Source organism: Curtobacterium sp. PhB190 (genome assembly GCF_004365385.1).
In the GTDB taxonomy this organism is placed as follows: Bacteria; Actinomycetota; Actinomycetes; order Actinomycetales; family Microbacteriaceae; genus Curtobacterium.
This window is the reverse complement of the sequence record NZ_SODN01000003.1, coordinates 97,292-119,851: the sequence shown is the minus strand read 5'-3', so window position 1 is coordinate 119,851 and position 22,560 is coordinate 97,292. Positions and strand designations below refer to the sequence as shown.

General features: G+C 68.4%; 21 protein-coding genes. 1 reads left to right on the top strand and 20 read right to left on the bottom strand.

Annotation, left to right across the window (positions count from 1 at the left end; all coding sequences use genetic code 11):
- Nucleotides 1-35: 35 nt before the first annotated feature.
- The 20 genes from EDF47_RS05850 to EDF47_RS05755 all read right to left on the bottom strand — a co-directional run bounded on the left by EDF47_RS05850 (nt 36) and on the right by EDF47_RS05755 (nt 22,079).
- Entirely contained in the window at nt 36-1,013 is a 978-nt protein-coding gene (locus EDF47_RS05850; RefSeq protein WP_133937338.1) for a DNA topoisomerase IB, read from the bottom strand.
- Nucleotides 1,014-1,218: 205 nt separating this feature from the next.
- Nucleotides 1,219-2,406, bottom strand: a complete 1,188-nt coding sequence (tuf, locus tag EDF47_RS05845; protein WP_123293136.1) for an elongation factor Tu — start codon at nt 2,404-2,406, stop codon at nt 1,219-1,221.
- 147 nt (nt 2,407-2,553) lie between these two features.
- Nucleotides 2,554-4,671 (bottom strand): elongation factor G, encoded by a 2,118-nt coding sequence (fusA, locus tag EDF47_RS05840; RefSeq protein WP_111083473.1) that lies wholly within the window; start codon nt 4,669-4,671, stop codon nt 2,554-2,556.
- Between the two features lie 87 nt (nt 4,672-4,758).
- Nucleotides 4,759-5,229 carry a 30S ribosomal protein S7 gene (gene rpsG, locus EDF47_RS05835; protein WP_055950927.1) on the bottom strand — a complete coding sequence of 157 codons (471 nt, stop codon included), beginning with the start codon at nt 5,227-5,229 and terminating at the stop codon, nt 4,759-4,761.
- Between the two features lie 5 nt (nt 5,230-5,234).
- Nucleotides 5,235-5,603: a 30S ribosomal protein S12 gene (rpsL, locus tag EDF47_RS05830; RefSeq protein WP_017885540.1), complete on the bottom strand. Its 369-nt coding sequence runs from the start codon at nt 5,601-5,603 to the stop codon at nt 5,235-5,237.
- 229 nt (nt 5,604-5,832) lie between these two features.
- Nucleotides 5,833-7,044: a hypothetical protein gene (locus tag EDF47_RS05825; RefSeq protein WP_133937340.1), complete on the bottom strand. Its 1,212-nt coding sequence runs from the start codon at nt 7,042-7,044 to the stop codon at nt 5,833-5,835.
- A gap of 36 nt (nt 7,045-7,080) precedes the next feature.
- On the bottom strand, nt 7,081-7,566 hold the full coding sequence (locus EDF47_RS05820; protein ID WP_133937342.1) for a DUF6121 family protein: 486 nt from the start codon (nt 7,564-7,566) through the stop codon (nt 7,081-7,083).
- A 27-nt stretch (nt 7,567-7,593) separates the two neighbouring features.
- Nucleotides 7,594-8,127 (bottom strand): hypothetical protein, encoded by a 534-nt coding sequence (locus EDF47_RS05815; RefSeq protein WP_166673193.1) that lies wholly within the window; start codon nt 8,125-8,127, stop codon nt 7,594-7,596.
- Between the two features lie 209 nt (nt 8,128-8,336).
- A complete protein-coding gene (locus EDF47_RS05810) occupies nt 8,337-9,050 on the bottom strand; it encodes a hypothetical protein (protein WP_133937346.1) in 714 nt (237 codons plus the stop codon).
- Nucleotide 9,051: 1 nt separating this feature from the next.
- Nucleotides 9,052-9,822 carry a hypothetical protein gene (locus EDF47_RS05805; protein WP_132099133.1) on the bottom strand — a complete coding sequence of 257 codons (771 nt, stop codon included), beginning with the start codon at nt 9,820-9,822 and terminating at the stop codon, nt 9,052-9,054.
- Entirely contained in the window at nt 9,819-10,871 is a 1,053-nt protein-coding gene (gene pilM, locus EDF47_RS05800; protein WP_132099134.1) for a type IV pilus assembly protein PilM, read from the bottom strand. Before pilM ends, EDF47_RS05805 begins: the two co-directional genes overlap by 4 nt.
- Before the next feature lie 66 nt (nt 10,872-10,937).
- The gene (locus EDF47_RS05795; protein WP_166673192.1) at nt 10,938-11,795 is read right to left on the bottom strand and encodes an A24 family peptidase; all 858 of its coding nucleotides are present in this window, start codon (nt 11,793-11,795) and stop codon (nt 10,938-10,940) included.
- Between the two features lie 2 nt (nt 11,796-11,797).
- Nucleotides 11,798-13,690 carry a hypothetical protein gene (locus EDF47_RS05790; RefSeq protein WP_133937350.1) on the bottom strand — a complete coding sequence of 631 codons (1,893 nt, stop codon included), beginning with the start codon at nt 13,688-13,690 and terminating at the stop codon, nt 11,798-11,800.
- The gene (locus EDF47_RS05785; RefSeq protein ID WP_132099137.1) at nt 13,687-14,349 is read right to left on the bottom strand and encodes a prepilin-type N-terminal cleavage/methylation domain-containing protein; all 663 of its coding nucleotides are present in this window, start codon (nt 14,347-14,349) and stop codon (nt 13,687-13,689) included. Before EDF47_RS05785 ends, EDF47_RS05790 begins: the two co-directional genes overlap by 4 nt.
- Complete coding sequence (locus EDF47_RS05780) at nt 14,349-15,692, bottom strand: prepilin-type N-terminal cleavage/methylation domain-containing protein (protein ID WP_132099138.1); 1,344 nt, start codon at nt 15,690-15,692, stop codon at nt 14,349-14,351. Before EDF47_RS05780 ends, EDF47_RS05785 begins: the two co-directional genes overlap by 1 nt.
- A 78-nt stretch (nt 15,693-15,770) precedes the next feature.
- Nucleotides 15,771-16,241 carry a prepilin-type N-terminal cleavage/methylation domain-containing protein gene (locus tag EDF47_RS20310; RefSeq protein ID WP_279388033.1) on the bottom strand — a complete coding sequence of 157 codons (471 nt, stop codon included), beginning with the start codon at nt 16,239-16,241 and terminating at the stop codon, nt 15,771-15,773.
- Between the two features lie 185 nt (nt 16,242-16,426).
- Entirely contained in the window at nt 16,427-17,659 is a 1,233-nt protein-coding gene (locus EDF47_RS05770; protein WP_132099139.1) for a type II secretion system F family protein, read from the bottom strand.
- Nucleotides 17,659-19,185, bottom strand: a complete 1,527-nt coding sequence (locus EDF47_RS05765) for a type IV pilus twitching motility protein PilT (protein WP_133937352.1) — start codon at nt 19,183-19,185, stop codon at nt 17,659-17,661. Before EDF47_RS05765 ends, EDF47_RS05770 begins: the two co-directional genes overlap by 1 nt.
- A 19-nt stretch (nt 19,186-19,204) precedes the next feature.
- Complete coding sequence (locus EDF47_RS05760) at nt 19,205-20,872, bottom strand: ATPase, T2SS/T4P/T4SS family (RefSeq protein ID WP_111083486.1); 1,668 nt, start codon at nt 20,870-20,872, stop codon at nt 19,205-19,207.
- A 178-nt stretch (nt 20,873-21,050) separates the two neighbouring features.
- Nucleotides 21,051-22,079, bottom strand: a complete 1,029-nt coding sequence (locus tag EDF47_RS05755; RefSeq protein ID WP_133937353.1) for a GNAT family N-acetyltransferase — start codon at nt 22,077-22,079, stop codon at nt 21,051-21,053.
- Nucleotides 22,080-22,347: 268 nt separating this feature from the next.
- On the opposite strand from EDF47_RS05755, the gene EDF47_RS05750 reads away from it, so the two are divergent.
- Entirely contained in the window at nt 22,348-22,560 is a 213-nt protein-coding gene (locus tag EDF47_RS05750; protein ID WP_123311701.1) for a hypothetical protein, read from the top strand.

The following is a 22,560-nucleotide window of genomic DNA, read 5'->3' as shown; positions in this document are numbered from 1 at the left end:
TCGACCAACGCTACGTCATCCGGACGCTCCCGGGGTCATTGTCGGTAGAGCAGTGCCCGGACCTCGGACTCGGCGGCGTGGATCCGGGCCGGATCGATGGTCTCGCCGTGCTCGTAGGCGTCGAGCAGCCGCGGGTCGATGTAGCTCTGCCGGCACACCGTCGGGGTGTTGCCGAGCTCGTCGCTCGCGGCCTTCACGGCATGGGACACCGCAGGCTTCCGCTTCGCCTGCGACGACAGCGGACCGGTCTGGGCAAGGTCGACGGCCGCGGCCACCGTGCCGTGCAGGGTGCGGAAGTCCTTCGCCGTGAAGTCGTCACCAGCACGCTCCTTGACGTAGGCGTTGATGTCCTCGGCGGACAACGGCTCCCACTCGTCACCGCGGCGTTCGCGGAACGACAGCAGTCGGGCGTTCGGCCCACGGCGCTTCATGCCGGCGATCACCGTCGCGAGGTCGGCGTCGTGGATCGACGACGACCACTCCTGCCCGCTCTTGCCGGGGAAGTCGAGCTCGATGTCGTCACCGGAGACGTGGGCGTGCGCGCACAGCAGGGTCGACAGTCCGCGGCTGCCGTGCTCGCTGGCGTACCGCTCCGATCCGACCCGCAGCGAGCCCTGGTCGAGCATCCGGAACGCTGCGGCCAGCGCTCGGCGGCGATCGGGTTCCGGTCGTCGGAGGTCCTGCGTGACCCCGCGCCGTGCGACCGGCAGCGACTCCGCGAGGGCGAGCGCCCGGTCGTACTTGATCCGGTCCATCCGTTCGCGCCACGACGGGTGGTACATGTACTGGCGGCGTCCGGCTCCGTCGATGCCGGTCGCGAGGACGTGCCCGTTCTCGTACGGCGAGATCCAGACGTCGTCCCAGGCCGGCGGGATGACGAGGTCCTCGAGCCGCTGACGCACCGCGGCATCGGTGACGGTCGCACCGTCGGGGTCACGGTACGAGAAGCCGCGGCCGCTCCGGACACGGTGGTAGCCACGACCGGAGGTCGTGGAACGGCGCAGACGAGTCACCCGGCCGAGCCAACTCCCCGCTGCCTGGGACGCCGTACGGGGCGGACGGACGCCGTCGTGGCGGGCGTACCCCGGGCCTCCCGTCCGCCGCCCGCCAGGGCCGTGAGCGGCCGACAGTGGCTCCGAGCGCTGCCACGTCGACCGGGGCAACGACACAGCGGGGCCGAGCCCGAAGGCTCGACCCCGCTGCGGCAGGTAACCGGAGTTACTTGAGGATCTTCTCGACCGTACCGGCGCCGACCGTACGACCACCCTCACGGATGGCGAAACGGAGGCCCTCTTCCATGGCGATCGGCTGGATCAGCTCGACGGTCATGGCGACGGTGTCACCGGGCATGACCATCTCGGTGCCCTCGGGCAGCGTGATGACGCCGGTGACGTCCGTGGTGCGGAAGTAGAACTGCGGACGGTAGTTCGCGTAGAACGGGTTGTGACGCCCGCCCTCTTCCTTGGTCAGGATGTAGGAGTTCGCCTGGAACTCGGTGTGCGGCGTGACCGAACCCGGCTTCACGACGACCTGGCCGCGCTCCACGTCCTCGCGCTTGAGGCCACGGATGAGCAGACCGGTGTTGTCACCGGCGACCGCCTGGTCGAGCAGCTTGCGGAACATCTCGATGCCCGTGACCGTGGTCTTCTGCGTCGCGCGGATGCCGACGATCTCGACCTCGGCGTTCAGGTTGAGCGTTCCACGCTCGACACGACCGGTGACGACCGTTCCACGACCGGTGATCGTGAAGACGTCCTCGATCGGCATCAGGAAGGGCTGGTCGGTGGCGCGCACCGGGTCCGGCACGTGCTCGTCGACCTGGGCCATGAGCTCCTGGACCGACTTGACCCACTTCTCGTCGCCCTCGAGCGCCTTGAGCGCCGAGACCTGCACGACGGGGGCGTCCTCGTCGAACTGCTGCGAGCCGAGGAGCTCGCGGACCTCGAGCTCGACGAGCTCCAGGATCTCCTCGTCGTCCACCATGTCGGACTTGTTCAGCGCGACGACGATGTAGGGGACGCCGACCTGGCGGGCGAGCAGCACGTGCTCACGCGTCTGGGGCATCGGGCCGTCGGTGGCGGCGACCACGAGGATCGCGCCGTCCATCTGCGCCGCACCCGTGATCATGTTCTTCACGTAGTCGGCGTGACCGGGGGCGTCGACGTGCGCGTAGTGACGCTTCTCGGTCTGGTACTCGACGTGCGAGATGTTGATCGTGATGCCGCGCTGGCGCTCCTCGGGAGCGTTGTCGATCTGCGCGAAGTCACGGGCCTCGTTGAGGTCCGGGTACTGGTCGTGCAGAACCTTGGTGATCGCCGCCGTGAGCGTGGTCTTGCCGTGGTCGACGTGACCGATGGTTCCGATGTTGACGTGCGGCTTGGTGCGCTCGAACTTGGCCTTGGCCACTGTGGGTCCTCCTCAGGACTCGGAAGCGTCATCCCCGGCCGGCCCTGGATGGGCTCGCGACCGTTGATGCGCGGTGTGTGTCTGTACTTTACTTGGTGGCGAGGGGCCCGTCGCCGGGCACCCCCGCCTGTGGAGAAGCGCTGAGCGCTACTCCCCCGCGTTCTTCGCGATGATCTCCTCGGCGACCTTGGCCGGGACCTGGCTGTAGGTCTCGAAGGTCATCGAGTAGACCGCACGACCAGAGGTCTTCGACCGCAGGTCGCCGACGTAGCCGAACATCTCGGACAGCGGCACGCTCGCGCGGACCACCTTGACGCCCGAGGCGTCCTCCATCGAGGCGATCTGGCCACGACGGGAGTTCAGGTCACCGATGACGTCGCCCATGTACTCCTCAGGAGTACGGACCTCGACGGCCATGATCGGCTCGAGGATCGCGGGACCGGCCTTGCGGGCCGCTTCCTTGTAGGCGATGGAACCGGCGATCTTGAACGCCATCTCGGACGAGTCGACGTCGTGCGCCGCGCCGTCCTTGAGGATGGCCTTCACGCCGACGGTCGGGTAGCCCGCGAGGATGCCGACCTGCATGGCGTCCTGGATACCGGCGTCGACCGAGGGGATGTACTCGCGCGGGACACGGCCACCGGAGGTCGCGTTGACGAACTCGTAGACCTTCTCGCTCGTGACCTCCATCGGCTCGAGCGCGATCTGCACCTTCGCGAACTGACCGGAACCACCGGTCTGCTTCTTGTGGGTGTAGTCGTAGCGCTCGACGATCTTGGTGAGCGTCTCGCGGTAGGCCACCTGGGGCTTGCCGACGCTCGCCTCGACGTGGAACTCGCGCTTCATGCGGTCGACGAGGATGTCGAGGTGGAGCTCGCCCATGCCCTTGATCGTCGTCTGACCGGTCTCGGCGTTGAGCTCGACGCGGAACGTCGGGTCCTCTTCGGCGAGCTTCTGGATGGCCGTGGAGAGCTTCTCCTGGTCAGCCTTCGTGTTCGGCTCGATCGCGACCTCGATGACCGGCTCCGGGAACGTCATCGACTCGAGGACGACCTGGTTGGTCGGGTCGCACAGGGTGTCACCGGTGGTGGTGTCCTTGAGGCCGATGACCGCGTAGATGTGGCCAGCGGTCACGTTGGCGACCGGGTTCTCCTTGTTGGAGTGCATCTGGAAGATCTTCCCGATGCGCTCCTTCTTGCCCTTGGTCGAGTTGATGACCTGTGCGCCGGACTCGATCGAGCCGGAGTACACGCGGACGTAGGTGAGGCGACCGAAGAAGGGGTGCACCGCGACCTTGAACGCGAGAGCCGAGAACGGCTCCGACGCGTCGGGCTTGCGGATGATCTCCTTCTCCTCGTCCTTGACGTCGTGGCCGATCATCGGCGGCACGTCGAGCGGGGACGGGAGGTAGTCGATGACGGCGTCGAGCATCGGCTGGACACCGCGGTTCTTGAACGCGGAACCGCACAGCACCGGGTAGAGCGTGCTGCTCACGGTGAGGGCGCGGATCGCGGCCTTGATCTCGTCGACCGAGAAGTCGGTGTCGCCCTCGAGGTAACGCTCCATGAGGACGTCGTCCGCCTCGGCCACGCGCTCGATGAGCTTCTCGCGGTACTCGGCGGCGCGGTCCTGCAGGTCGGCCGGGATCTCTTCGATCTCGTACTTCGCACCCATCGCGACGTCACCCTTGGCGTCGCCGCGCCAGGTGAGTGCACGCATCTGGACGAGGTCGACGACGCCTTCGAACGAGCTCTCCGAACCGATCGGCAGCTGGAGCACGAGGGGCTCCGCACCGAGGCGGTTGATGATCGTGTCGACGGTGTAGTAGAAGTCCGCGCCGAGCTTGTCCATCTTGTTGACGAAGCAGATGCGCGGGACGTTGTACTTGTCAGCCTGACGCCACACGGTCTCGGACTGGGGCTCGACGCCCTCCTTGCCGTCGAAGACGGCGACCGCACCGTCGAGGACGCGGAGCGAACGCTCCACCTCGACCGTGAAGTCCACGTGACCGGGGGTGTCGATGATGTTGATCTGGTTGTTGTCCCAGAAGCAGGTCGTCGCGGCCGACGTGATCGTGATGCCGCGCTCCTGCTCCTGCGCCATCCAGTCCATCGTGGCAGCGCCGTCGTGGACCTCACCGATCTTGTGCGTGATGCCCGTGTAGAACAGGATGCGCTCGGTCGTCGTGGTCTTGCCGGCATCGATGTGCGCCATGATGCCGATGTTGCGGACCTTGTTCAGGTCGGTGAGCACGTCCTGTGCCACAGGGTTCCTCCGGAAGAGTTGTAGGAGAGGTTGGCGGCCGTCCGGGCGCCGGGGTTCTTGACCACCGGTGCCCGGACGGTGCCGGGACTACCAGCGGTAGTGGGCGAAGGCCTTGTTCGACTCGGCCATCTTGTGCGTGTCCTCGCGGCGCTTGACCGCGGCACCGAGACCGTTCGACGCGTCGAGGATCTCGTTCATGAGACGCTCGGTCATCGTCTTCTCGCGACGGGCCTTGGCGTACGAGGTCAGCCAGCGGAGCGCGAGGGTGTTCGCGCGGTGCGGCTTGACCTCGACCGGGACCTGGTAGGTCGAGCCACCGACGCGGCGGCTGCGGACCTCGAGGGTCGGACGGACGTTGTCGAGCGCCTTCTTGAGCGTGACGACAGCATCCTGCTGGTTCTTGGCAGTGACGCCCTCGAGTGCACCGTAGACGATGCGCTCGGCGAGGCCCTTCTTGCCGTCGAGCAGGATCTTGTTGACGAGCTGGCTGACGATCGGCGCACCGTAGACCGGGTCGGCGACGACGGGACGCTTGGGGGCGGGACCCTTACGAGGCATCTAACTCAACCCTTCTTCGCGCCGTAGCGGCTACGAGCCTGCTTACGGTTCTTCACGGCCTGGGTGTCCAGGGCGCCACGGATGATCTTGTACCGCACACCGGGGAGGTCCTTCACACGACCGCCACGGACGAGCACCATCGAGTGCTCCTGGAGGTTGTGGCCCTCACCGGGGATGTACGCCGTGACCTCGGTGCCGTTCGAGAGCTTCACACGAGCGACCTTGCGCAGTGCGGAGTTCGGCTTCTTCGGGGTGGTGGTGTAGACGCGGGTGCACACACCACGCTGCTGGGGGTTCGCCTTCAGGGCGGGCGCCTTGGTCTTGGTGACCTTCGGCGTACGACCCTTGCGAACCAGCTGCTGAATAGTAGGCAACTGTTCTCCTGGTTCTTCGCTCGTGCTCTCTGGCCGGCGCGATCCGCCGGCTTCCTCGTCCCACGCTGATGACCGCCTGACGGCGGAGGAACCTGCGGGGGGACGGAGTGGTCCGACTGGGCGATCTCGCTCGCCGGACTTTTCGGGCGCGCCCGAGGGCGCACACCCAGAAGAGACTACCCGCGTAACGGGACGAAATCAATCCGGGCCGGCACCACGCCGGACACCGTCATGAGCCGGTGTCCGAGGACCCGTTGCCGACCGCCGACCGGAACGTCGCGCCCGAGCTCGAGAACCCCGTGATGTACCCGCTCGCGTTGACGTTGAGCGGTCCGGCCGTGGCCGTCCCGGTACCGCCCGCGCCGGCGATGTCCGCCGTGAAGGTGGCCCGGCCGAAGGTGGTGGTGGAGACGAGCCAGCCGTTCGTGGTCCAGCTGCCGACGGCGACGGTCGGCCGCGACTCGAGCGTCCACTTCTCGTTCGTGTAGGTGTACGCGGGGTTCTCGCCGTACGCGTAGAAGCTGCACCCGGCCGGTGCGGCGTCGTTCGAGGCGATGCAGCCGTCCACCCAGGCGTCCACGGCCCGCTTCGCCGCCTGGTCGCCCGCGTTCGTGAGCGTCGCGGTCATCTGCACGGGCGTCGAGGTGCTGCCACCGAACCCGCCCACGACGGCGCTGCCACCCGTGGCCTTCGTCCACTTGCCGCCGTCGTACGTGACCGCGTAGGTGCCGGGGAGGGCGCGGAGACCGACGGTGCCGTCCTTCGGGGTCTTCGTCGACGTGCCCGCGACCTGCACCGAGGCGCCGGCCGGACCCCGGACGCTGACGTCGACGCTGCCGAGCTCCGGCGCCTGCAGCTCCCACACCGGGAACACGCCCCAGTCGGTGCCGGTCTTGTCGAGCGTGAAGGTCGCCGCGACGTCACGGCCGGCCTGGCGCAGGTAGGCGCGGACGGTGGCGGTGTCGCCGTCCGTGCGCGTCGCGGCCACCCGGTAACCGGTGACCTTCGCGGTCGCCTTCGCGTACGCGGCGTCGGTGAGGAGCACGTCCGACTTCGTCCGGTCGATGCCCGCTGCGTCGAGGGCGTCGGTGACCTTCCCCGCGGTCAGGTCGTCGAGGAACGCCCGCACGGGGCGGTCGGCCGAGTGGGTGGCCGATCCGATCAGCGACCCGGCGATGCCGCCGACCAGGAGCAGCGACAACGCCGCGATGCCCGCGATGATCCCGACGACCTGGCCGCGGCGGAGCTTCCGGCGCGGAGCGCGCGACGCGGTCGGAGCGTACTGCGCGCCGTGCGCGGTCGTCCCGACCTGCGCCGTCGACCCGGCCTGCGCGTTCTGCGCGGTCGCTGGCGTCTCTTGCGTCCCGCGGATCGACGCCAACGACGGCACGGCTCCCCAACCGTCCTGCTGGTCCGGATCCGGCGTGTGCTGGTCGCTCATCGTTCCCCCGTTGCGTGTGCGTCGTGCCCGGGCAGACTACCGCCCGACGGTGTCGTCACCCGCGACGGTCGGCTCCTGCCGCTGCCCTGCCGTGGGTGTCGAGCCCGTCGTCCGGGCCTGGTGCCGGGCCATGGAGATCCCGCCGATCACCGACAGGAGCGCCACCACGACGGACCCGACCACGAACGGCCCGAGTGCGTAGCCGGCCGGGAAGACGAGGAGCTCGGTCACGTCGCGGCGGATCGCCGCGTACCCGACGGCGCCGACGCCGAGCATCACCAGGTAGGCGGTCGCGGCGGCGACCAGGCCGGTGACACCGGGGTTGCCCTCTCGCGCGCCGACCGCGGTCGCGAGGAACACCACCACTGCGGCGCCGATCACCATGGCCGGGCCGAGGTACGGGGTCGCGTCCGGCTGCGCGATCGCCTCGACGTCAGCGAGGAGCGCTTCGAACCCCGCGACGGCGACGACGAGCGCGATGAAGAGGACGGACGTCATCGTCGCGATCAACCACCGGGACATGAGGTGATCGTATCGCCGACGGGACCGTCAGCGGGTGGCTTCGGTCCGCTCCGCGTGGTCGGCGCCTTCAGGGGAGCCTGCGCTCTCCGCGCTGTCTGCACGCTCCACGTGCCCCTGCGCTGCGGCGACCAGGGCCAGTGCGATCGTCGCGGTGATGATCGGGACGGTCTCGGTCATCGGAGCGACCTGCGTCGTGCTCGTGGTCGGCGCTGCCTGGAGGCCCGGGGCTGCGTCCGCCTCGGAGGGCTCCTCCGGTTCGTGGTCGCGCAGGGCCGGGCCGATGATCGGCAGGACGCCGGTGGTCGACGCCGGCTCGGCGTGCAGCACGGTCGCCTCGGAGGCCGCCGGCTCGCCGCGCTTCGCCGCGCGACGGGCGCGTCCCATCTTCACCAGGACGACCACGGCGACGATCGCCCAGATGCCGTTGACGATGGTGGACGGCACCGCGTGGTGCGCGGCCACGTTGACGGCGACGGCCAGCCCGCCGACGAGGTTGAAGAACTGGTAGACCGGCCCGTTCGGGAGCTTCCCCGTGGAGAAGAGAATGTAACCAGCCAGCACGGTTACAGCGCCGAACCAACCAAGGAATTCCACGATTCCGACCAACACGCGCGACTCCGGGCACGACGGGAACGGCCGGTTCGAGCCGACCGTTCGAGAGGGGGATGAGCAGCCGCGATCACGGCGTCGTGAGCATCGTACGCACACCGACGGGTGTCGCGGAAGAGGGGTCGGCGTGGCGCGTCACACCCCAGTGGGAGGGGGTCGGATCAGCCCTTGGCCGAGGCGCTCGCCTCGGTCGTCAGGACGTACACGTACCCGCCGAAGGTCCACGTCGTCGAGGCGGCTGCGGCCTGGTCGGTGGAGTCCTGCGTGGCCGACGACGAGACGGTGTTGACGAGGAAGAGACGGGCTCCGTCCTGGAGTCCACCGACGAACGCGAGGGCTTGGTCGAAGGACCCGTCGACCGACACGGAGACCGGGATGGCGGAGAAGTTCTCGCCCGAGATCGCCGGGTCGGTGAGCGGCGTGGTGGCCGCGGCGGTGGGTTCAGCCGTCGCCGAGGCCGTCGCCCCTTCCGTCGCCTCGTCGGTCGGGGCTGCGTCAGCGTCCGTGGCGGTACCGGCCGAGACGGGTGCGGTGTAGGCGACCGCGTCCGACGTCGTGATCGCGGAGACCTTGACGCCGGAGGTGGCGGCGACCCCGTCGACCGCTCCGTAGAAGGACGACATGTTCGCCCCCGACGGCACCGAGGCCGTGAGCTTCGCGAGCTCGGCCTTGAGCGCGGGCAGGGACTTTGCGCGGTCCTTGAGCCGGGCCAACTCCGCCGCCGTCGTGCGGTTCGTCGCGTCCACCGAGGTCTGCTCGACCCGGTCGTTCGCGGCCTGGGCGAGTTGCGGCTGCACACCGAGGAAGAACCCGGCGAGCGCCACGACGACCATCGCCATCACGGCGATCAGCATGTTGAGTCGGTTGCGGGTCATCTCACTCGCCCTTGTCCTGGTACTTGCCGTCGTAGGCGGCATCGTCGACGTGGATCGTCATGTTCACCGTGTAGGTGCCGGTCGTCTCGTCGAGGGTGACCGAGTTCGCGGTCGCGTCGACGAAGCCGGTCAGCCCCTTGACGGCGTCGAGCCACTCCGGCACCGACGGCAGGGTCGGGCTCTGGGCGTCGATCGTCAGGGTCGCGACGCGCTGCCCCTGCAAGGGAGTGTCCGCCTGGGCGTACGCCTCGAGCGGGGTCGCCGAGTCGATGGCCACGCCGGTGATCGCGACGCCGGCGGGCAGCGAGGACTTCAGCGACGTCAGGTAGGGCTGCCAGGCGATCTCGGTGGAACCGCCGACGGACCGTGCGGCCTCGCGCAGCACCGTCCCGGTCTCGGTCTCGCGGACCTCCTTGAACTGCGCCTGCTGTCGCAGGAGGGAGAGCGTCTGGTTCTGCGCGTCCACGAGGTCGTCGTGCGACTGCGTGCTGAGGAGATCGGCGCCGCCGATCGCGATGCCGACGAGGACGGCGACCAGGACGACACCGGCCCACATGCGGCGGACCACCCTGCGCGCTCGGCGATCGGCGAGCACCTCGGTGGGCAGCAGGTCCGCACTGGGACGTCTGCCGATCACGATCTCGTTCGCGTTGCCCCGACTCTGCCGCCTGACACGCTCGGCACTGTCCACCGCCACCCGGGCGGCGGCGCTGTCCGCGTTGCCGCGTCGACGAGCAACCGTGGGCAGCATCGACTTGGTCGTCTGGCTCATGCTGCCTTCCCTCCGGCCGCGAGTCCCCAGGCGACCGCGATGGACGCGCCGTGCGCGTGCAGGTCCTCAGTCCGGACCGACTTCGCGACGGCCGCGTTGGCGAAGGGGGCACCGAACCGGACCGGCGTCCGGGTGAACTCCGACAACGCGACCGCGAATCCGGGAAGGGCCGCTCCCGCACCGCTGAGCAGGATCTCCGCGACGGGCTCCTCCGGGTGGGTGTTCGCGAAGTAGTTGATCGTGTTCCGCAGACTCGCGAGCATCTCGCCCACCGTCTCGCGGACTGCAGCGACGGCGAGCGCGTCGTCGCCCGTCTGCGCGGTGAGCGGGTCCATGCCGAGGTGTCGTTTCACGGCCTCGGCAGCGTTCTCGTTGATGGACATCCGTCCAGCGAGCATCCGCGTGATGTCGTCGCCACCCGTCGGGATGATGCGGACGAACTTCGGAACCCCGTCGGTGACGACCACCACGGTCGTCGTGTTGCCACCGCACTCGACGATGGCCACCGTTCCCCGCCTGCTCGTCGGAGCGAGCACCCGCGCGAGCGCGAACGGGATGAGGTCCACGCCGACCGGGTTGAGGCCAGCGTTCTGGACGGCGCGCACGTTCGCGAGGACCGCGTCCTTCACGGCGGCGACGAGCAGGCCGGTGACGGTGGGGCCGTTCTCCCCGAAGCCCTCACCCGTCGGGTAGAAGTCGAGGATGGCGTCGCCGACCGGCACCGGGAGCATGTCCTGCACCTGGAACGGCAGGGACTCACGGATCTGCGCGATCGGGGCACGTGGCACGGTCAGGTCCCGCGACAGCACACGCTGGTTGCCCATGCCGAGCACGACGTCCTTGGACCGGAAGCGTCCGATCGACCAGAGCTGGCGGAGTGCACCGGCGACGGTGTTGGGCTCGACCACCTCACCCTGACGCGTGGCGCCCTCGGGGACCGGGACCTCGGCGAACCGCACGATGGTCGGCTTCGGCCGATCGGCGTCCTGCACCTCGACCGCGCGGATCGCTGCGGCGCCGATGTCGACTCCGACGATGCTCTTCGGCATTGCTGGTCCTTCCGTGACCGTCTTCGGGTCGGTCTGATGGTGCGGTGCGGCGTCGTGGGTCCGACGTCAGGCGAGCCCGAGCACACCCAGGTACAGGTCCCAGACCGGCGCACCGACGGCGATGCCGAGCCAGGCGCCCGCGAGCATCCAGGGGCCGAACGGGATCCCGCTCCGGCGGCCCGCCCGGCGTACGACCAGGAGGACGATTGCGAAGGTACCGCCGAGCAGGAACGCCCCGAAAGAACCCACTGCGAGGGGTCCCCATCCGAGGTACGCGAGCACGAAGCCGAGGACGCCGGCGAGCTTCACGTCGCCGAGCCCCATCCCGCCGGGCACCGCGACCGCGAGCGCGAGGTAGGCGAACCCGAGGACGACGAGACCGATGAGGCCCCGGAGCGCAGCAGCCCAGTCACCGGAGACCGCCGACGCAGCGAGCAGGAGCAGCGGCAGCACGATGTAGGCCGGCAGCACGATGCGGTTCGGCAGCGTGTGCGTGTCGAGGTCGATCAGTGCCAGCGAGACGCTGGTCGCCATCAGGTAGAGGAACGCTGCGAGCAGCAACACGCCGTGGACGACACCCCGGGTGCCGTCGAGGTCGGCAAGCGGCGACCACGGCGCGAGCGCCGAGAAGATCGTCACCGCGACGAACAGGAGGCCCGTGGCGGTTTCCACGAGCGGGTACCGGGCCGAGATCGGCACACCGCAGTCTCGGCACCGAGCGCGCAGGAGGAGCCACGACAGCACCGGCACGTTGTCGCGTGATCGGATCTCGTGTCCGCAGCCCGGGCACGCGCTCGCCGGCGCAACGACGGACATGCCCGCAGGGACGCGGTACACGACCACGTTCAGGAAGGAGCCGATCGCCAGTCCGAGCAGCCCGACGAGGACGGTGACGAACGGTGCGACGGACGACAGCGCGGTCATGGTCACTTGCCCGTCGGGGTGCCGTCGGCGCGGTATGCCGTGGCGGACTCGGTCTCCGTGGTCACGCCGTAGGTGGTCGAGACGGGCTGCAGGAACTTGGGCGGGGCGGAGGTCTTCAGTCGTCGGTCGTAGGAGTAGGCCTTCGCGTAGCCCGTGGACCAGCTACTGCCGCCCGAGTACGAGGTACGCACCGATCCGCGGAACTGCTGCGCGATGGAACCGTAGATCGTGAGGGTGCCGAGGTTCGCGCCGAACGCGCCGTTCTGGACGTTGAAGGTCCCGAGGTTGCTCGCGATCGCGGCGTCGACCTCGATGTTGGTGGTCGCCGCCAGGTTCGCGGACGATCCGTTCGACGTGGAGCAGGCGCTGCTGGTTCCCGAGGAGCACGAGATGGGGTTGTAGATCGAGACGGCCTTCTGCCCGACGATGCCGAGCATGTCGTCCGAGCTCCGGCCGTTCTGGTAGACGATGCTGCCGGTCACGTACACGAAGTTCTCGGCCGCGAGGGTCATCTGCCCGCCGAACGAACCGGACACGAAGACGTCGCCGTTTCGGCACCCGTAGTACCCGGAGTCACCGAGACTCCCGGTGAACTCGTTGTTCTTCGGGTACCCGAGTCCGTTGCCGTAGTCGGAGGTCGTCGTCGCGTTGCTCCCGCTTCCGCTCTTGACGTTCTGCTGGCAGTACACCGGTGCCCCCGCGGTCACGGTTCCGTTGACCGTCCCGCTCGGCGTCGTGTTGGCGGCCCAGTAGTTCGGATCGCCGCTGACGCTCGGAACCGTCTGCACGTAGACGAGGTTCGCCGGCAGGGTCGGGATCACCGCACCCGAACCCCCGAGCGCCGACACGGATCCGCACAGCGCGTCATTGGTGCTGCCCCCGGTGATCGTGCCGTTCGTCGCCCCGGTCAGCTGGGTCTTCTTCGTCCACGGCGAGACGACTCGCATCTTGCCCCCGGCCAGGAAGGTGATCGAGGTCGGTCCGGTGTAGACGCACCCGGGCTTCGCGACCTTGTCCGGGATGTCGGTCCGGGCCTCTTGCTTCATGTTCGCGTTCGTGCTCGGCATCGGCAGCGTGCCCGCGGTCGTGATCGGGCCGCCGTTGAACTTCGTCGAGGTCTTGCAGGCCGAGCTGATCGCCGTTTCCTTGCTGGTGTAGAAGAAGCCGGCGGCGCCCGTGTCCTGCACGGTCGAGTTGAAGGTCGCGCCGCAGGCGGTGATCACGTCGTTCGTCCGCACCGGGCCGTCGAGTGTGTCTCCGGAGGCGAACTGGACGGCGTTGCAGCTGGTGGTCTGGTTCCAGTTGCTGTCGTTGCGGTGCGCTGACGTGCACCGCGCCGATCCGCCGGTGACGGTCTCGCCCGTGAGGCTCGGGTCCTGCGACTCGTAGTTGGTGAAGTAGAGGTAGTTGACGAACCCGTCGCCGCGCAGGTCGACGACGAGCGTGCGGGTCGCGGTGTCCGCCTTGCCGGTGACCCGCAGTCGCACCTTGCCGGTGTTCGCGTAGTCGGAGTTGTCGACCTCGTACCGGAAGAACTGGTCGGTGCTGCCGACGACCGGGGCCCAGGTCCCGCCCAGTGCGGTCCCGAACGCCTTGTTGGTGCTGTCGAGAGAGTAGGTACTCGTACTCGAGAATGCGGTGCGAACGCCGTAGTTGACGTAGGAGTTGTCCGCGGCGAGGCGGCCCTGGTAGTCGGAGAGGCCTGCGTACGCCGCGGCCATGGCCTTGTTGTAGTCGTCGTCGTTCGACGCCTTCGTCGCACCGCTCGTCGCGGTGGCGACGACGAGCGACAGCACGATCATGAGTACCGCGCCGAGGCCGATGACCGCCGCCAGAGCGACACCGCGTTCGTCGTCGCGTTCGCGCAGGGCGCGGACCAGTCGGATGAGCATCATGACTCCGTCGCTGCGCCGTAGTCGAGGTTGCGCAGGTTGATGGTGGCTTGGAACGTGGTGTCGTTCGCCGTCGTGCCCGATGCGGATGCCACCTTGAGGTTGACGTCGACGGACCGGATGGAGTCGAGGGTGGCGGACGTCGGGCTGATCGTGTCCCCCGACGCGTTGACGTAGCCGAACAGGGCGCTGTTGGCGCCGCTCGTCCGGACGACGTCGGCCAGGACGACGGTCTTCGTCGTGCCGGTGAACGTGCAGTACCCGCTCGCAGGACAGTCTCCACGCTGCAGCTGCATGCGGAGCTTGGTGCCCTGCACGTCGATGGTGACCTTGGTGAGTCCGGCTCGAGACGTCGAGAGATCGACGCCGGAGTAGAACTGCATGCTCGTCGCCGAGGCGCTCTCGAACGCCGCTCGGTTCGTCGTCTTCGTGACCTGCCACCGCGATGCTTCGCGCAGGTAGCGACTCACCTGCGTCATCGAGGTCGTTCCTTGGCGAGTGCTCTCGTTCACGGAGGAGACGGTCCGCTGCGCCTTGAGCATCGACACGAAGAAGCTGCCGACCAGCGTGAGGAGCAGCGACGTGATGAGCATCGCAACGAGGAGTTCGACGAGGGTGATCCCGCGTTGGTCGCGGTGGAGACGGCGGAGCAGCGCGCGCATCAGCCGGCCGGCCGCGGGTCGACCATGACGGCGCCACCGGTGACGACCCCGTTGGTGACCATGGCGGCGTTCTCCGTCTTGAGCGTCAGGGCGTTGGTCGTGGAACCGGCCGACGACCCCGAGTAGAGCCTCCACGTGCCCCACGGCAGCGCAATCGTCGCGGTGTCCGCCTTCAGCACGGGGAACTGCAGGGTCATGCCCACGGCGCACCCCGGGTCACCGTTCACTGGCGTTGTGGTCTTCGCGGTCAGGTACTGGCCAGCGGTGAGCTTGGAGAGTTTGACCGCGCCCATCTGCACTGCGACGGTCGACGTGTTGTTCGCAGGTTCGGACGGCGTTCCGACCTTGCCCTTCGCGTTGGGGGTCGTCCAGGATCCCGGCTCGGGGGCGATGCATGTCGTCGAGGACGCGGAGCCCGACGCATCCACGACGTAGGTGCCGGCAACCGCCCGGTAGCCGACCCCGAAGGGGAACAATGATGCGGACCCAGCCGTGTTCGTCAGTTGTGTCGTCCCCGAGGCCGGGTTGATGAGCGTGGTCGGCATGTTCGTGGGGAGGACCGCACCGACCGATGGTGTGGTCGTGTACCCGAAGGTGTACTTCGCCGCCGCGTCGAAGCTGAACGCAGCCGCTCCGGATGCGCCAGCAGCGACGGTGACCGTCTGCGATGACGGGCTGGCCTGCTGGTTCGTGTCGACGTACCCGGTCCGGGCGACCTTCACCGTGTAGGTGCCGGGTGCGACACCGGAGACGTAGGTGCACCCTTCGGCGTCCGTCGCGGGGACGGTGACGCCGTCCGGACCGGTGATCGTCGGGACGATTCCCGAGACCCCGACGCCGTTCGCGTTCGCCACGCCGATGAGGATCGAGCCCGTGGTGTCCGAGTTGATGTTCGTGAGCGGGGCGATCGCGCTGGACATCGTCACCTGCTGCGAACCAGACGACGACGCGCTCGTCTTCCAACTGACCGTGACGGTGACGGCCTTGTACGACAGCGAGCCGTCACCGGTTCCGCATGCGGTCGCGCTGCCGGAGGAACGCGTCCAGGAGACCTCCCGCGTCAACGCGAACGTCTGGTTGCCGACCGTCGGCGTCGCGGTGCCGCTCTTGATGTCGAAGATGCTGGGGAGGTCGCGGAGGCTGTCGATGTCCTCCATCGCGACCGTCGACGCGACCTCGCGAGCGCGGGTGTCCTTCGAGAGGACGAGCGACGCAGTGATGCCGGCGGCGATCCCGGCGGCGATGACGGCGAAGATGGTCATCGCGACCATCACCTCGATGATCGTGAAGCCGTCCTCGTTGCCACGGGCGGAACGCAGTCGATCGGCGATGCGCGAGATCATGGCGTTCCTTTCCTCGTGTCGGTTGCCGAGACGCCCAGAAGGGCTGCGATCCGGGGACCACAGCCCATCCGGGACTGGTTACGAGGAGGCCTTCGTGAAGACGCCTGCGCTGCACGTACCCTCAGCAACGCCCGACGCGTCGGTGGCGCCGAAGGTCTTCCCGGTGGAAGTGCTCTTCCCCTGGATGCAGAACGCGCTCTTGTCGGTGGTCACCGTGTAGGTCAGGGTCGTGTCAACGCCAGAGGTGCTCCCCGCGGCCTTGTAGTCGCCCGACGTGAGTTGATCCGCGGTCAGAGATGCCGGGAGGGTGCTCGTCGCTCCGTTCGTCATCACAGTGACGACCGCGGTCTTCGCGTTGGAGATGTCGGACTTCACAGCGGAGTTCTTCGCGTTGTTCTGCACGCTGATGTAGACCGGGATGGCGATCGCGGCGAGGATGCCGATGATGATGACGACGACCAGGAGCTCGATGAGGGTGAAGCCCTTCTCGTCGTCCTTGAGGAGACCCTTGCGGCGAGCGTCGAGCTTGCCCATGAGAGCGAAGTACATGATTGTTCCATTCTGCGGGAATGAGGATGAATTGAATTTCGGGGCTTGCTCGGCCGCCGCACATCAGCGTATTGGCGGCGAATCCACCGGGTAATCCCGAGAACGGGGGGCAACCAGGGCGCAAAACACCCCCAGTGCGGGGGATGCGGCAATTGCGCACCTCCCCCGCACTGGGGGTGGAATGACTAGGAGGCGTTCTGGACGACGTTGGTGATCTGGAAGATCGGCATGTAGAGCGCGATGATCATGCCACCCACGACGACACCCAGGAACGCGATCAGCAGCGGCTCGATCAGCGATGTCAGGGCATCAGTGGTCGCCTCGACCTCGGCGTCGTAGAACACCGCGATCTTCTCGAGCATGATCTCGAGCGATCCGGCGTCTTCACCGACAGCGACCATCTGCGTCACCATCGCCGGGAAGACTGCTTCCTTGGACAATGGCTCAGCAATTGATTCGCCTTTTCGCACGGCTTCTGCGACATTGTCGAGCGCGCGTTTCACGACGAAGTTGTTCGAGACCTCGCCGACAATGCGCAATGCCTGCAGGATGGGCACGCCGGCGCCGATCATGTTCGAGAAGTTCCGGGAGAACCGTGCGATGACGATCTTCTTCTGCAGCGGTCCGAACACCGGCAGCCTCAGGGTGATGGGGTCAACGAAGGCGCGGACCCGGTCGGTGTTCTTGTTCGCACGCCACCAGAACCAGAAGGCCGCGATGGCGATCGCGAGCGGGATCGCGATGTACCGCATGGCGTGGGACAGGTACACGAGCATCATCGTCGGCAGTGGGAGCTTGCCGCCGAGCGACGAGAACATGTCCTGGAAGATCGGCACGATGAAGATGAGCATGATCGCGACGGCGAGGAGCGACATCACGAGCACGACCACCGGGTAAGTCATCGCCGACTTGATCGTCGTCCGGAGCTTGTGCTCCTTCTCGAAGTTCGTGGCGATGGAGTCCATGGCCTGGTCGAGGAACCCACCGGTCTCGCCCGCGCGGATCATGTTGATCATGATCGGCGGGAAGTCGACCGGGAACTTCGCCACCGCGTCGGAGAACGAGACGCCGCGCTCGACGTCGTCGCGGACCTTGCCGAGGATGTCCTTGAGCTTCTTGTTCTCGGTCTGGTCGGCGAGGATCGACAGCGCGCGCAGCAGCGAGAGGCCCGAGGTGAGCATCGTCGAGGCCTGCCGCGACATGATCGCGAGGTCCTTGAGCCCGACGCCCTTCTCGAACCCGGGGATCTTGATCTCGGTCTGCAGGCCGGTGCCGGCCTTGGACTCCGTGATCGCGATCGGCGAGACACCCATGCCCCGGAGCCGCTGGACGACCGCTCCTTCGGACGAGGCGTCGAGACGGCCCTTGACGAGCTTGCCGGCACCGTCGCGCCCGCGGTAGTCGAATGCGAGGGACATCAGTAGCCTCCGGAGAACTTGTCGCCGAAGTCGATCCCGCTGGCGGCGATCGCGGCTGCCGAGGAGTCGGATGGGGACTCGACGCGCTGCACCAGCCGGTCGAAGCCCTCTTCGTCGTGCACCTTGTCCATCGCGGCCTTGCGCGAGATCGTGCCGACGTTGACCAGTTCGGCGAGGTCCTGGTCCATGGTGTGCATGCCCAGGTCACGGCCGGCCTGCATGGCGGACGTGATCTGGTAGGTCTTGCCCTCGCGGATCAGGTTGCCGATGGCGGGGGTGATCGTCATGATCTCGGTGGCGACGACCCGGCCGACACCGTTGGCCTTCGGCACCAGGGTCTGGCAGACGACGCCCTGCAGGGTCGCCGCGAGCTGCGTGCGGATCTGGCCCTGCTGGTGTGGCGGGAAGACGTCGATGACACGGTCGATCGTGCCGGGGGCGCTCTGCGTGTGCAGGGTGGCGAACACCAGGTGACCGGTCTCGGCCGCGGTGAGCGCGACCGAGATGGTCTCGAGGTCGCGGAGCTCCCCGATCAGGATGACGTCGGGGTCCTGACGCAGCACGTGCTTCAGCGCGGCGGCGAAGGAGTGCGTGTCGGCACCGACCTCGCGCTGGTTGATGATCGCCTTCTTGTGCTCGTGCATGAACTCGATCGGGTCCTCGACCGTCACGATGTGGTCGGCCCGGCTCTCGTTCACCAGGTCGATCAGGGCGGCGAGGGTCGTGGACTTGCCGGAGCCGGTCGGGCCGGTGACCAGGACGAGTCCGCGAGGCAGGCCGGCGAAGTCGCCGACGTGCTCGGGGATGCCGAGCTGCTTGAGCGTCTTGATCTTGGTGGGGATGATGCGGAAGGCGGCACCCCAGTTGCCACGCTGCTGGTAGAAGTTCACGCGGAAGCGGTACTCCGGCGACAGCGAGTAGGCGAAGTCGAGTTCCTGCTCTTGGTCGAACTGACCGGCCTGTTCGGCCGACAGCATGGTCTTGAGTGCAGCGATCACCTTGCCGCGCGACCACGCGCCGCCGGGCACCGCGGGACGGAGCGAGCCGTCGACGCGGACGGTGGGCGGTGCGTCGGCGGTGACGTGCAGGTCGGACGCGCCCTGGTACACGACCTGGGCGAGCGCGGTGATCAGGTCGGGGTCGGCGACCTCGCGCGCGTGGCGGGAGAACTCGATGTCGCCGCCGATCGTGGCGGCCGGTGCCGGGGCCGCAGGCGCCGTGGGGAGCTGCTGCGTCGGCGCCTCGGCGTAGCCGTAGGTCGCGATCGACGACGGCACGCCGGCGGGCGGCGTCGCCGGAGCGGCGAGCGGCTGCGCGACGGGCACGGCGACGGGCGACCCTGACGGTGCCGGCCATCCGGCGGTGTCGTCGCCGAGGTCGTACACCTGCTCCGGAGGGGCCGACGCTGCGGCGGCAGCCAGACGCGCTGCACGGCGGGAGCCCACCTCGGTGCCGGGGTTGCCCGGGTGCCAGCCGGCGACGGGTTCGTCGCCGGGGATCGTGATGTCGTACACGGAGTCGGTCATCTGCTGCGCTCTCTCGTGACTACGCGACCACGCGCAGGATCTCGTCGACGCTCGTGAGACCGAGCTTGACCTTCTCGAAGCCGTCCTGGCGGAGCGTGAGCATCCCCTGCGCCTGGGCGACACGGCTGATCTCGGCGCTCGAGGCGCGCGAGACGGCGAGGCGCTCGATCTCCTCGGTGACGGTCATGACCTCGTGCAGGGCGATGCGGCCGCGGTACCCGGTGTTCGAGCAGACCGCGCAGCCGATGGGGGCGAAGAACGCCGGGACCTCGTCGCCGGGGCGCAGGAACCCGAGGGTGCGGAGCTGTTCGGCCTCGTACACGGCGGGGGCCTTGCACCGGTCGCACAGCCGTCGCGCCAGACGCTGGGCCACGACGGAGTCCAACGCGGAGCCGACCAGGAAGGGCTCGATGTCCATCTCGGTCAGGCGGGTCACGGCGGAGGGGGCGTCGTTCGTGTGCAGGGTGGAGAGCACGAGGTGTCCGGTGAGGGATGCCTCGATGGCGATCTGGGCGGTCTCGTGGTCGCGGATCTCGCCGAGCAGGACGACGTCGGGGTCCGATCGCAGGATCGAGCGCAGCGCCGAGGCGAAGGTCAGCCCGGCCTTCGGGTTGACCTGCACCTGGTTGATGCCGGCCATCCGGTACTCGACCGGGTCCTCGACCGTGATGACGTTGATCTCGGGCTTCGCGACCGCGTTCAGGGTCGTGTACAGCGTCGTGGACTTGCCGGAGCCGGTGGGCCCGGTGACCAGGATCATGCCGTACGGCTTCGAGTACGACCGCTGGTACGCCTGGAAGTTCTGCTCGAGGAGGTTGAGGTCCTTGAGGGTCAGCGACGTGTTCGTGTTGTCGAGGATCCGCATGACGACCTTCTCGCCCCACACGGTGGGCAGCGTCGCCACGCGGAGGTCGATCTGGCGGCCACCGTGGCGGACCGACATGCGGCCGTCCTGCGGCTTGCGACGCTCGGCGATGTCGATGTCGCTCATGATCTTCAGGCGGCTGATGACGCCGTTCTGGATGTTCTTCGGCGCCGGGGCCATCTCGTGCAGCACACCGTCGATGCGGTAGCGGATCCGGACCTCGTGCTCACCGGGCTCGATGTGGATGTCCGAGGCGTGGTCCTGGATCGCCTGCGACACGAGCAGGTTCACGAAGCGGACGATCGGGACGTCGTCGAGGGCACCGTCGGCCAGGTCCACCTGGGCCGAGGAGCTGACCGAGGCTTCTTCTTCCAGCGACGAGGTCAGGTCGTTGAGCTCGTCGTCGGCACGCAGGTAGCGGTCGAGCGCGGTGAGCAGGTCGCGCTCGTCCACCTGGAGCGGCTTGATCGGTCGGCCGGACGCAGCGCGGGCGTCGTCGATCGCGAGCACGTTGGTCGGGTTGACCATCGCGAGGATGAGCAGCTCGCCCTCGAACCCGACGCCGAGGACGCCGTGGCGCCGGCAGAGCGCAGCGGGAAGGATCGAGACCGCGGTGCCGTCGACTGGGTAGTCGGTCAACGGGACGGTGCGGGAGTTGTTCGACGCCGCGCGGGCGGTGATGAACTGCGCCTCGCTCACGACGCCCTGGTCGACCAGGCCGCGGATGGCGCGCTCGTCCAGGTCCTCGTCGCCCGTCATCGAGTCGAGGTGCTCGATCGGCAGGGCGCCGTTCAGGATGAGGATCTCGGACAGGGTCGCCATGAGTCCTGTGCCTCCTTGGACTCGCGCGCGGCGAGACGTGGTCGGGTTGCGCACCACCAGGGATGTGGCGCTCGACCACGCTACTTCTGCGACAGTCGTCGGCCGCAGTCCCAGAAGGAGGGGGCGGAGGGGGTCCGGATGCACCCAGAACTGGGGTCCAGGACCCCCGACGCGACGGTCAGAGCGACGTCGACGCGGTGACGTGGACCTCGCCGGCGACGAACCCGAGTCGCTCGTAGATGCGCCCGGCTCCGCTCGGGTTCTCGGCGTCGACGTGCAGCACCGCCGCGGACAACCCGTCGGCGCGGATCGCCTGCAGCGTGGCATCGAGGACGATCGGGGCGAGCCCCGTCCCCCGAGCTGCACGGACGACGCCGACCCAGTGCACGTACCCGTACGAACGGCCCCGGGCAGCGAACCCGTCGGGCTCCACCTCGACGATCGTGAACGCCACGACCGAGCCGTCGGCACCGACGACGACCCGCGACAGGTCCAGCCGGCTCTTGTCCGAGGTGAGGAACCCCCGCCAGTCCGACGCGACCATCGGCTGGGAACCCCAGTGGTCGCGGAAGGCGTCGTTCTTGGCCGTCCGGAGCGGTTCGATGTCGTCCGCCGTGACGGGCCGCAGGACGAGCCCGTCCCCCAGGACGGGCACTGCGTCGGTGTCCGACGCGCGGTCGTCGAACACGACCTGCATGTCGAGCCACGTGCGCACCGGCGCGAAGCCATGGTGCGCCGCCAGCCGCAGCGCCGAGGACCCCTGCCGCCCACCGACGTCGAGCGTCGCCGGCAGGTCGACGTCGAGCGTCGCCAGGCGCTGCCGGGCCCGGCCGACCTGCCAGGCCAGTACCCGCCGTCCGATCCCCTGCCCGCGCAGGTCGGGGTGGACCGCGCCGTCGAGCACGGCGCGCGCAGCAGTGACGCGGGAGGGGACGTCGATGACGATGCCGTAGGCCTGCACATGCCCTCCAGCATCGACGCCCACCACGGTGTCCCTGGTGACGTCCAGCCCCTCGGTGGACAACGACCGTTCGAGGTCGGCTGTGGAGGGACGAGCGTGCGGGTCGTCCACCGCGGCCGACGCGACCGCGACGGCGTGCATCGCGCCGACGTCGTCGAGCCCGCCCGCCCGGAACGTCAAGCCGCTGATCGGCGTGGGGAACGAGAGGGGTGCCGGGGCCGTGATCCGTTCGCGCAGGGTCGCCATCCCTCCAGCCTGCCAGTTCCGTCGCGCAGCGAGACGCCGCGGAAAGCCCCTCGACGAGCAGGCCCGACCGGGACCATGATGAGTCATGGACATCACGAGCGTGACCGTGGGGCTGCCCGTCACCGACATCGAGGCGTCCTGCCTCTGGTAAGGCGCCGTCTTCGAGCGCACCGAACCAGACCTCGAACCCGAGGACGGTGTCGCCGAGTACGAGGTCGGCGGGATCTGGATCCAGCTCTACGAGGACGACTCCGCTGAGGAGAACCCGGTGAGCGTCCGGTTCGGCGTCGACGACGTCGGGGCGCAGCACGCCCGCATCGGCGCACTCGGCATCGACATCGGACCGGTCGAGTGCGTCGACGGCGCCGTGAACTGGTTCGACGTCCGCGATCCCGACGGCAACGTCCTCAGCCTGTTCTCCCTCGTGGACGAGACCGGTCGCGGTTCGGGACGCGACAACGGCGCGGACCGCGCGCTCTAG

Bases quoted from the DNA above. Each gene is read 5' to 3' on its own strand.
- rpsG (WP_055950927.1), bottom strand. From the start codon at position 5,229: ATGCCTCGTAAGGGTCCCGCCCCCAAGCGTCCCGTCGTCGCCGACCCG.
- EDF47_RS05825 (WP_133937340.1), bottom strand. From the start codon at position 7,044: ATGAGCGACCAGCACACGCCGGATCCGGACCAGCAGGACGGTTGGGGA.
- EDF47_RS05820 (WP_133937342.1), bottom strand. From the start codon at position 7,566: ATGTCCCGGTGGTTGATCGCGACGATGACGTCCGTCCTCTTCATCGCG.
- EDF47_RS05810 (WP_133937346.1), bottom strand. From the start codon at position 9,050: ATGACCCGCAACCGACTCAACATGCTGATCGCCGTGATGGCGATGGTC.
- EDF47_RS05805 (WP_132099133.1), bottom strand. From the start codon at position 9,822: ATGAGCCAGACGACCAAGTCGATGCTGCCCACGGTTGCTCGTCGACGC.
- pilM (WP_132099134.1), bottom strand. From the start codon at position 10,871: ATGCCGAAGAGCATCGTCGGAGTCGACATCGGCGCCGCAGCGATCCGC.
- EDF47_RS05795 (WP_166673192.1), bottom strand. From the start codon at position 11,795: ATGACCGCGCTGTCGTCCGTCGCACCGTTCGTCACCGTCCTCGTCGGG.
- EDF47_RS05790 (WP_133937350.1), bottom strand. From the start codon at position 13,690: ATGATGCTCATCCGACTGGTCCGCGCCCTGCGCGAACGCGACGACGAA.
- EDF47_RS05785 (WP_132099137.1), bottom strand. From the start codon at position 14,349: ATGCGCGCGCTGCTCCGCCGTCTCCACCGCGACCAACGCGGGATCACC.
- EDF47_RS05780 (WP_132099138.1), bottom strand. From the start codon at position 15,692: ATGATCTCGCGCATCGCCGATCGACTGCGTTCCGCCCGTGGCAACGAG.
- EDF47_RS20310 (WP_279388033.1), bottom strand. From the start codon at position 16,241: ATGTACTTCGCTCTCATGGGCAAGCTCGACGCTCGCCGCAAGGGTCTC.
- EDF47_RS05770 (WP_132099139.1), bottom strand. From the start codon at position 17,659: ATGTCCCTCGCATTCGACTACCGCGGGCGCGACGGTGCCGGCAAGCTC.
- EDF47_RS05765 (WP_133937352.1), bottom strand. From the start codon at position 19,185: ATGACCGACTCCGTGTACGACATCACGATCCCCGGCGACGAACCCGTC.
- EDF47_RS05760 (WP_111083486.1), bottom strand. From the start codon at position 20,872: ATGGCGACCCTGTCCGAGATCCTCATCCTGAACGGCGCCCTGCCGATC.
- EDF47_RS05755 (WP_133937353.1), bottom strand. From the start codon at position 22,079: ATGGCGACCCTGCGCGAACGGATCACGGCCCCGGCACCCCTCTCGTTC.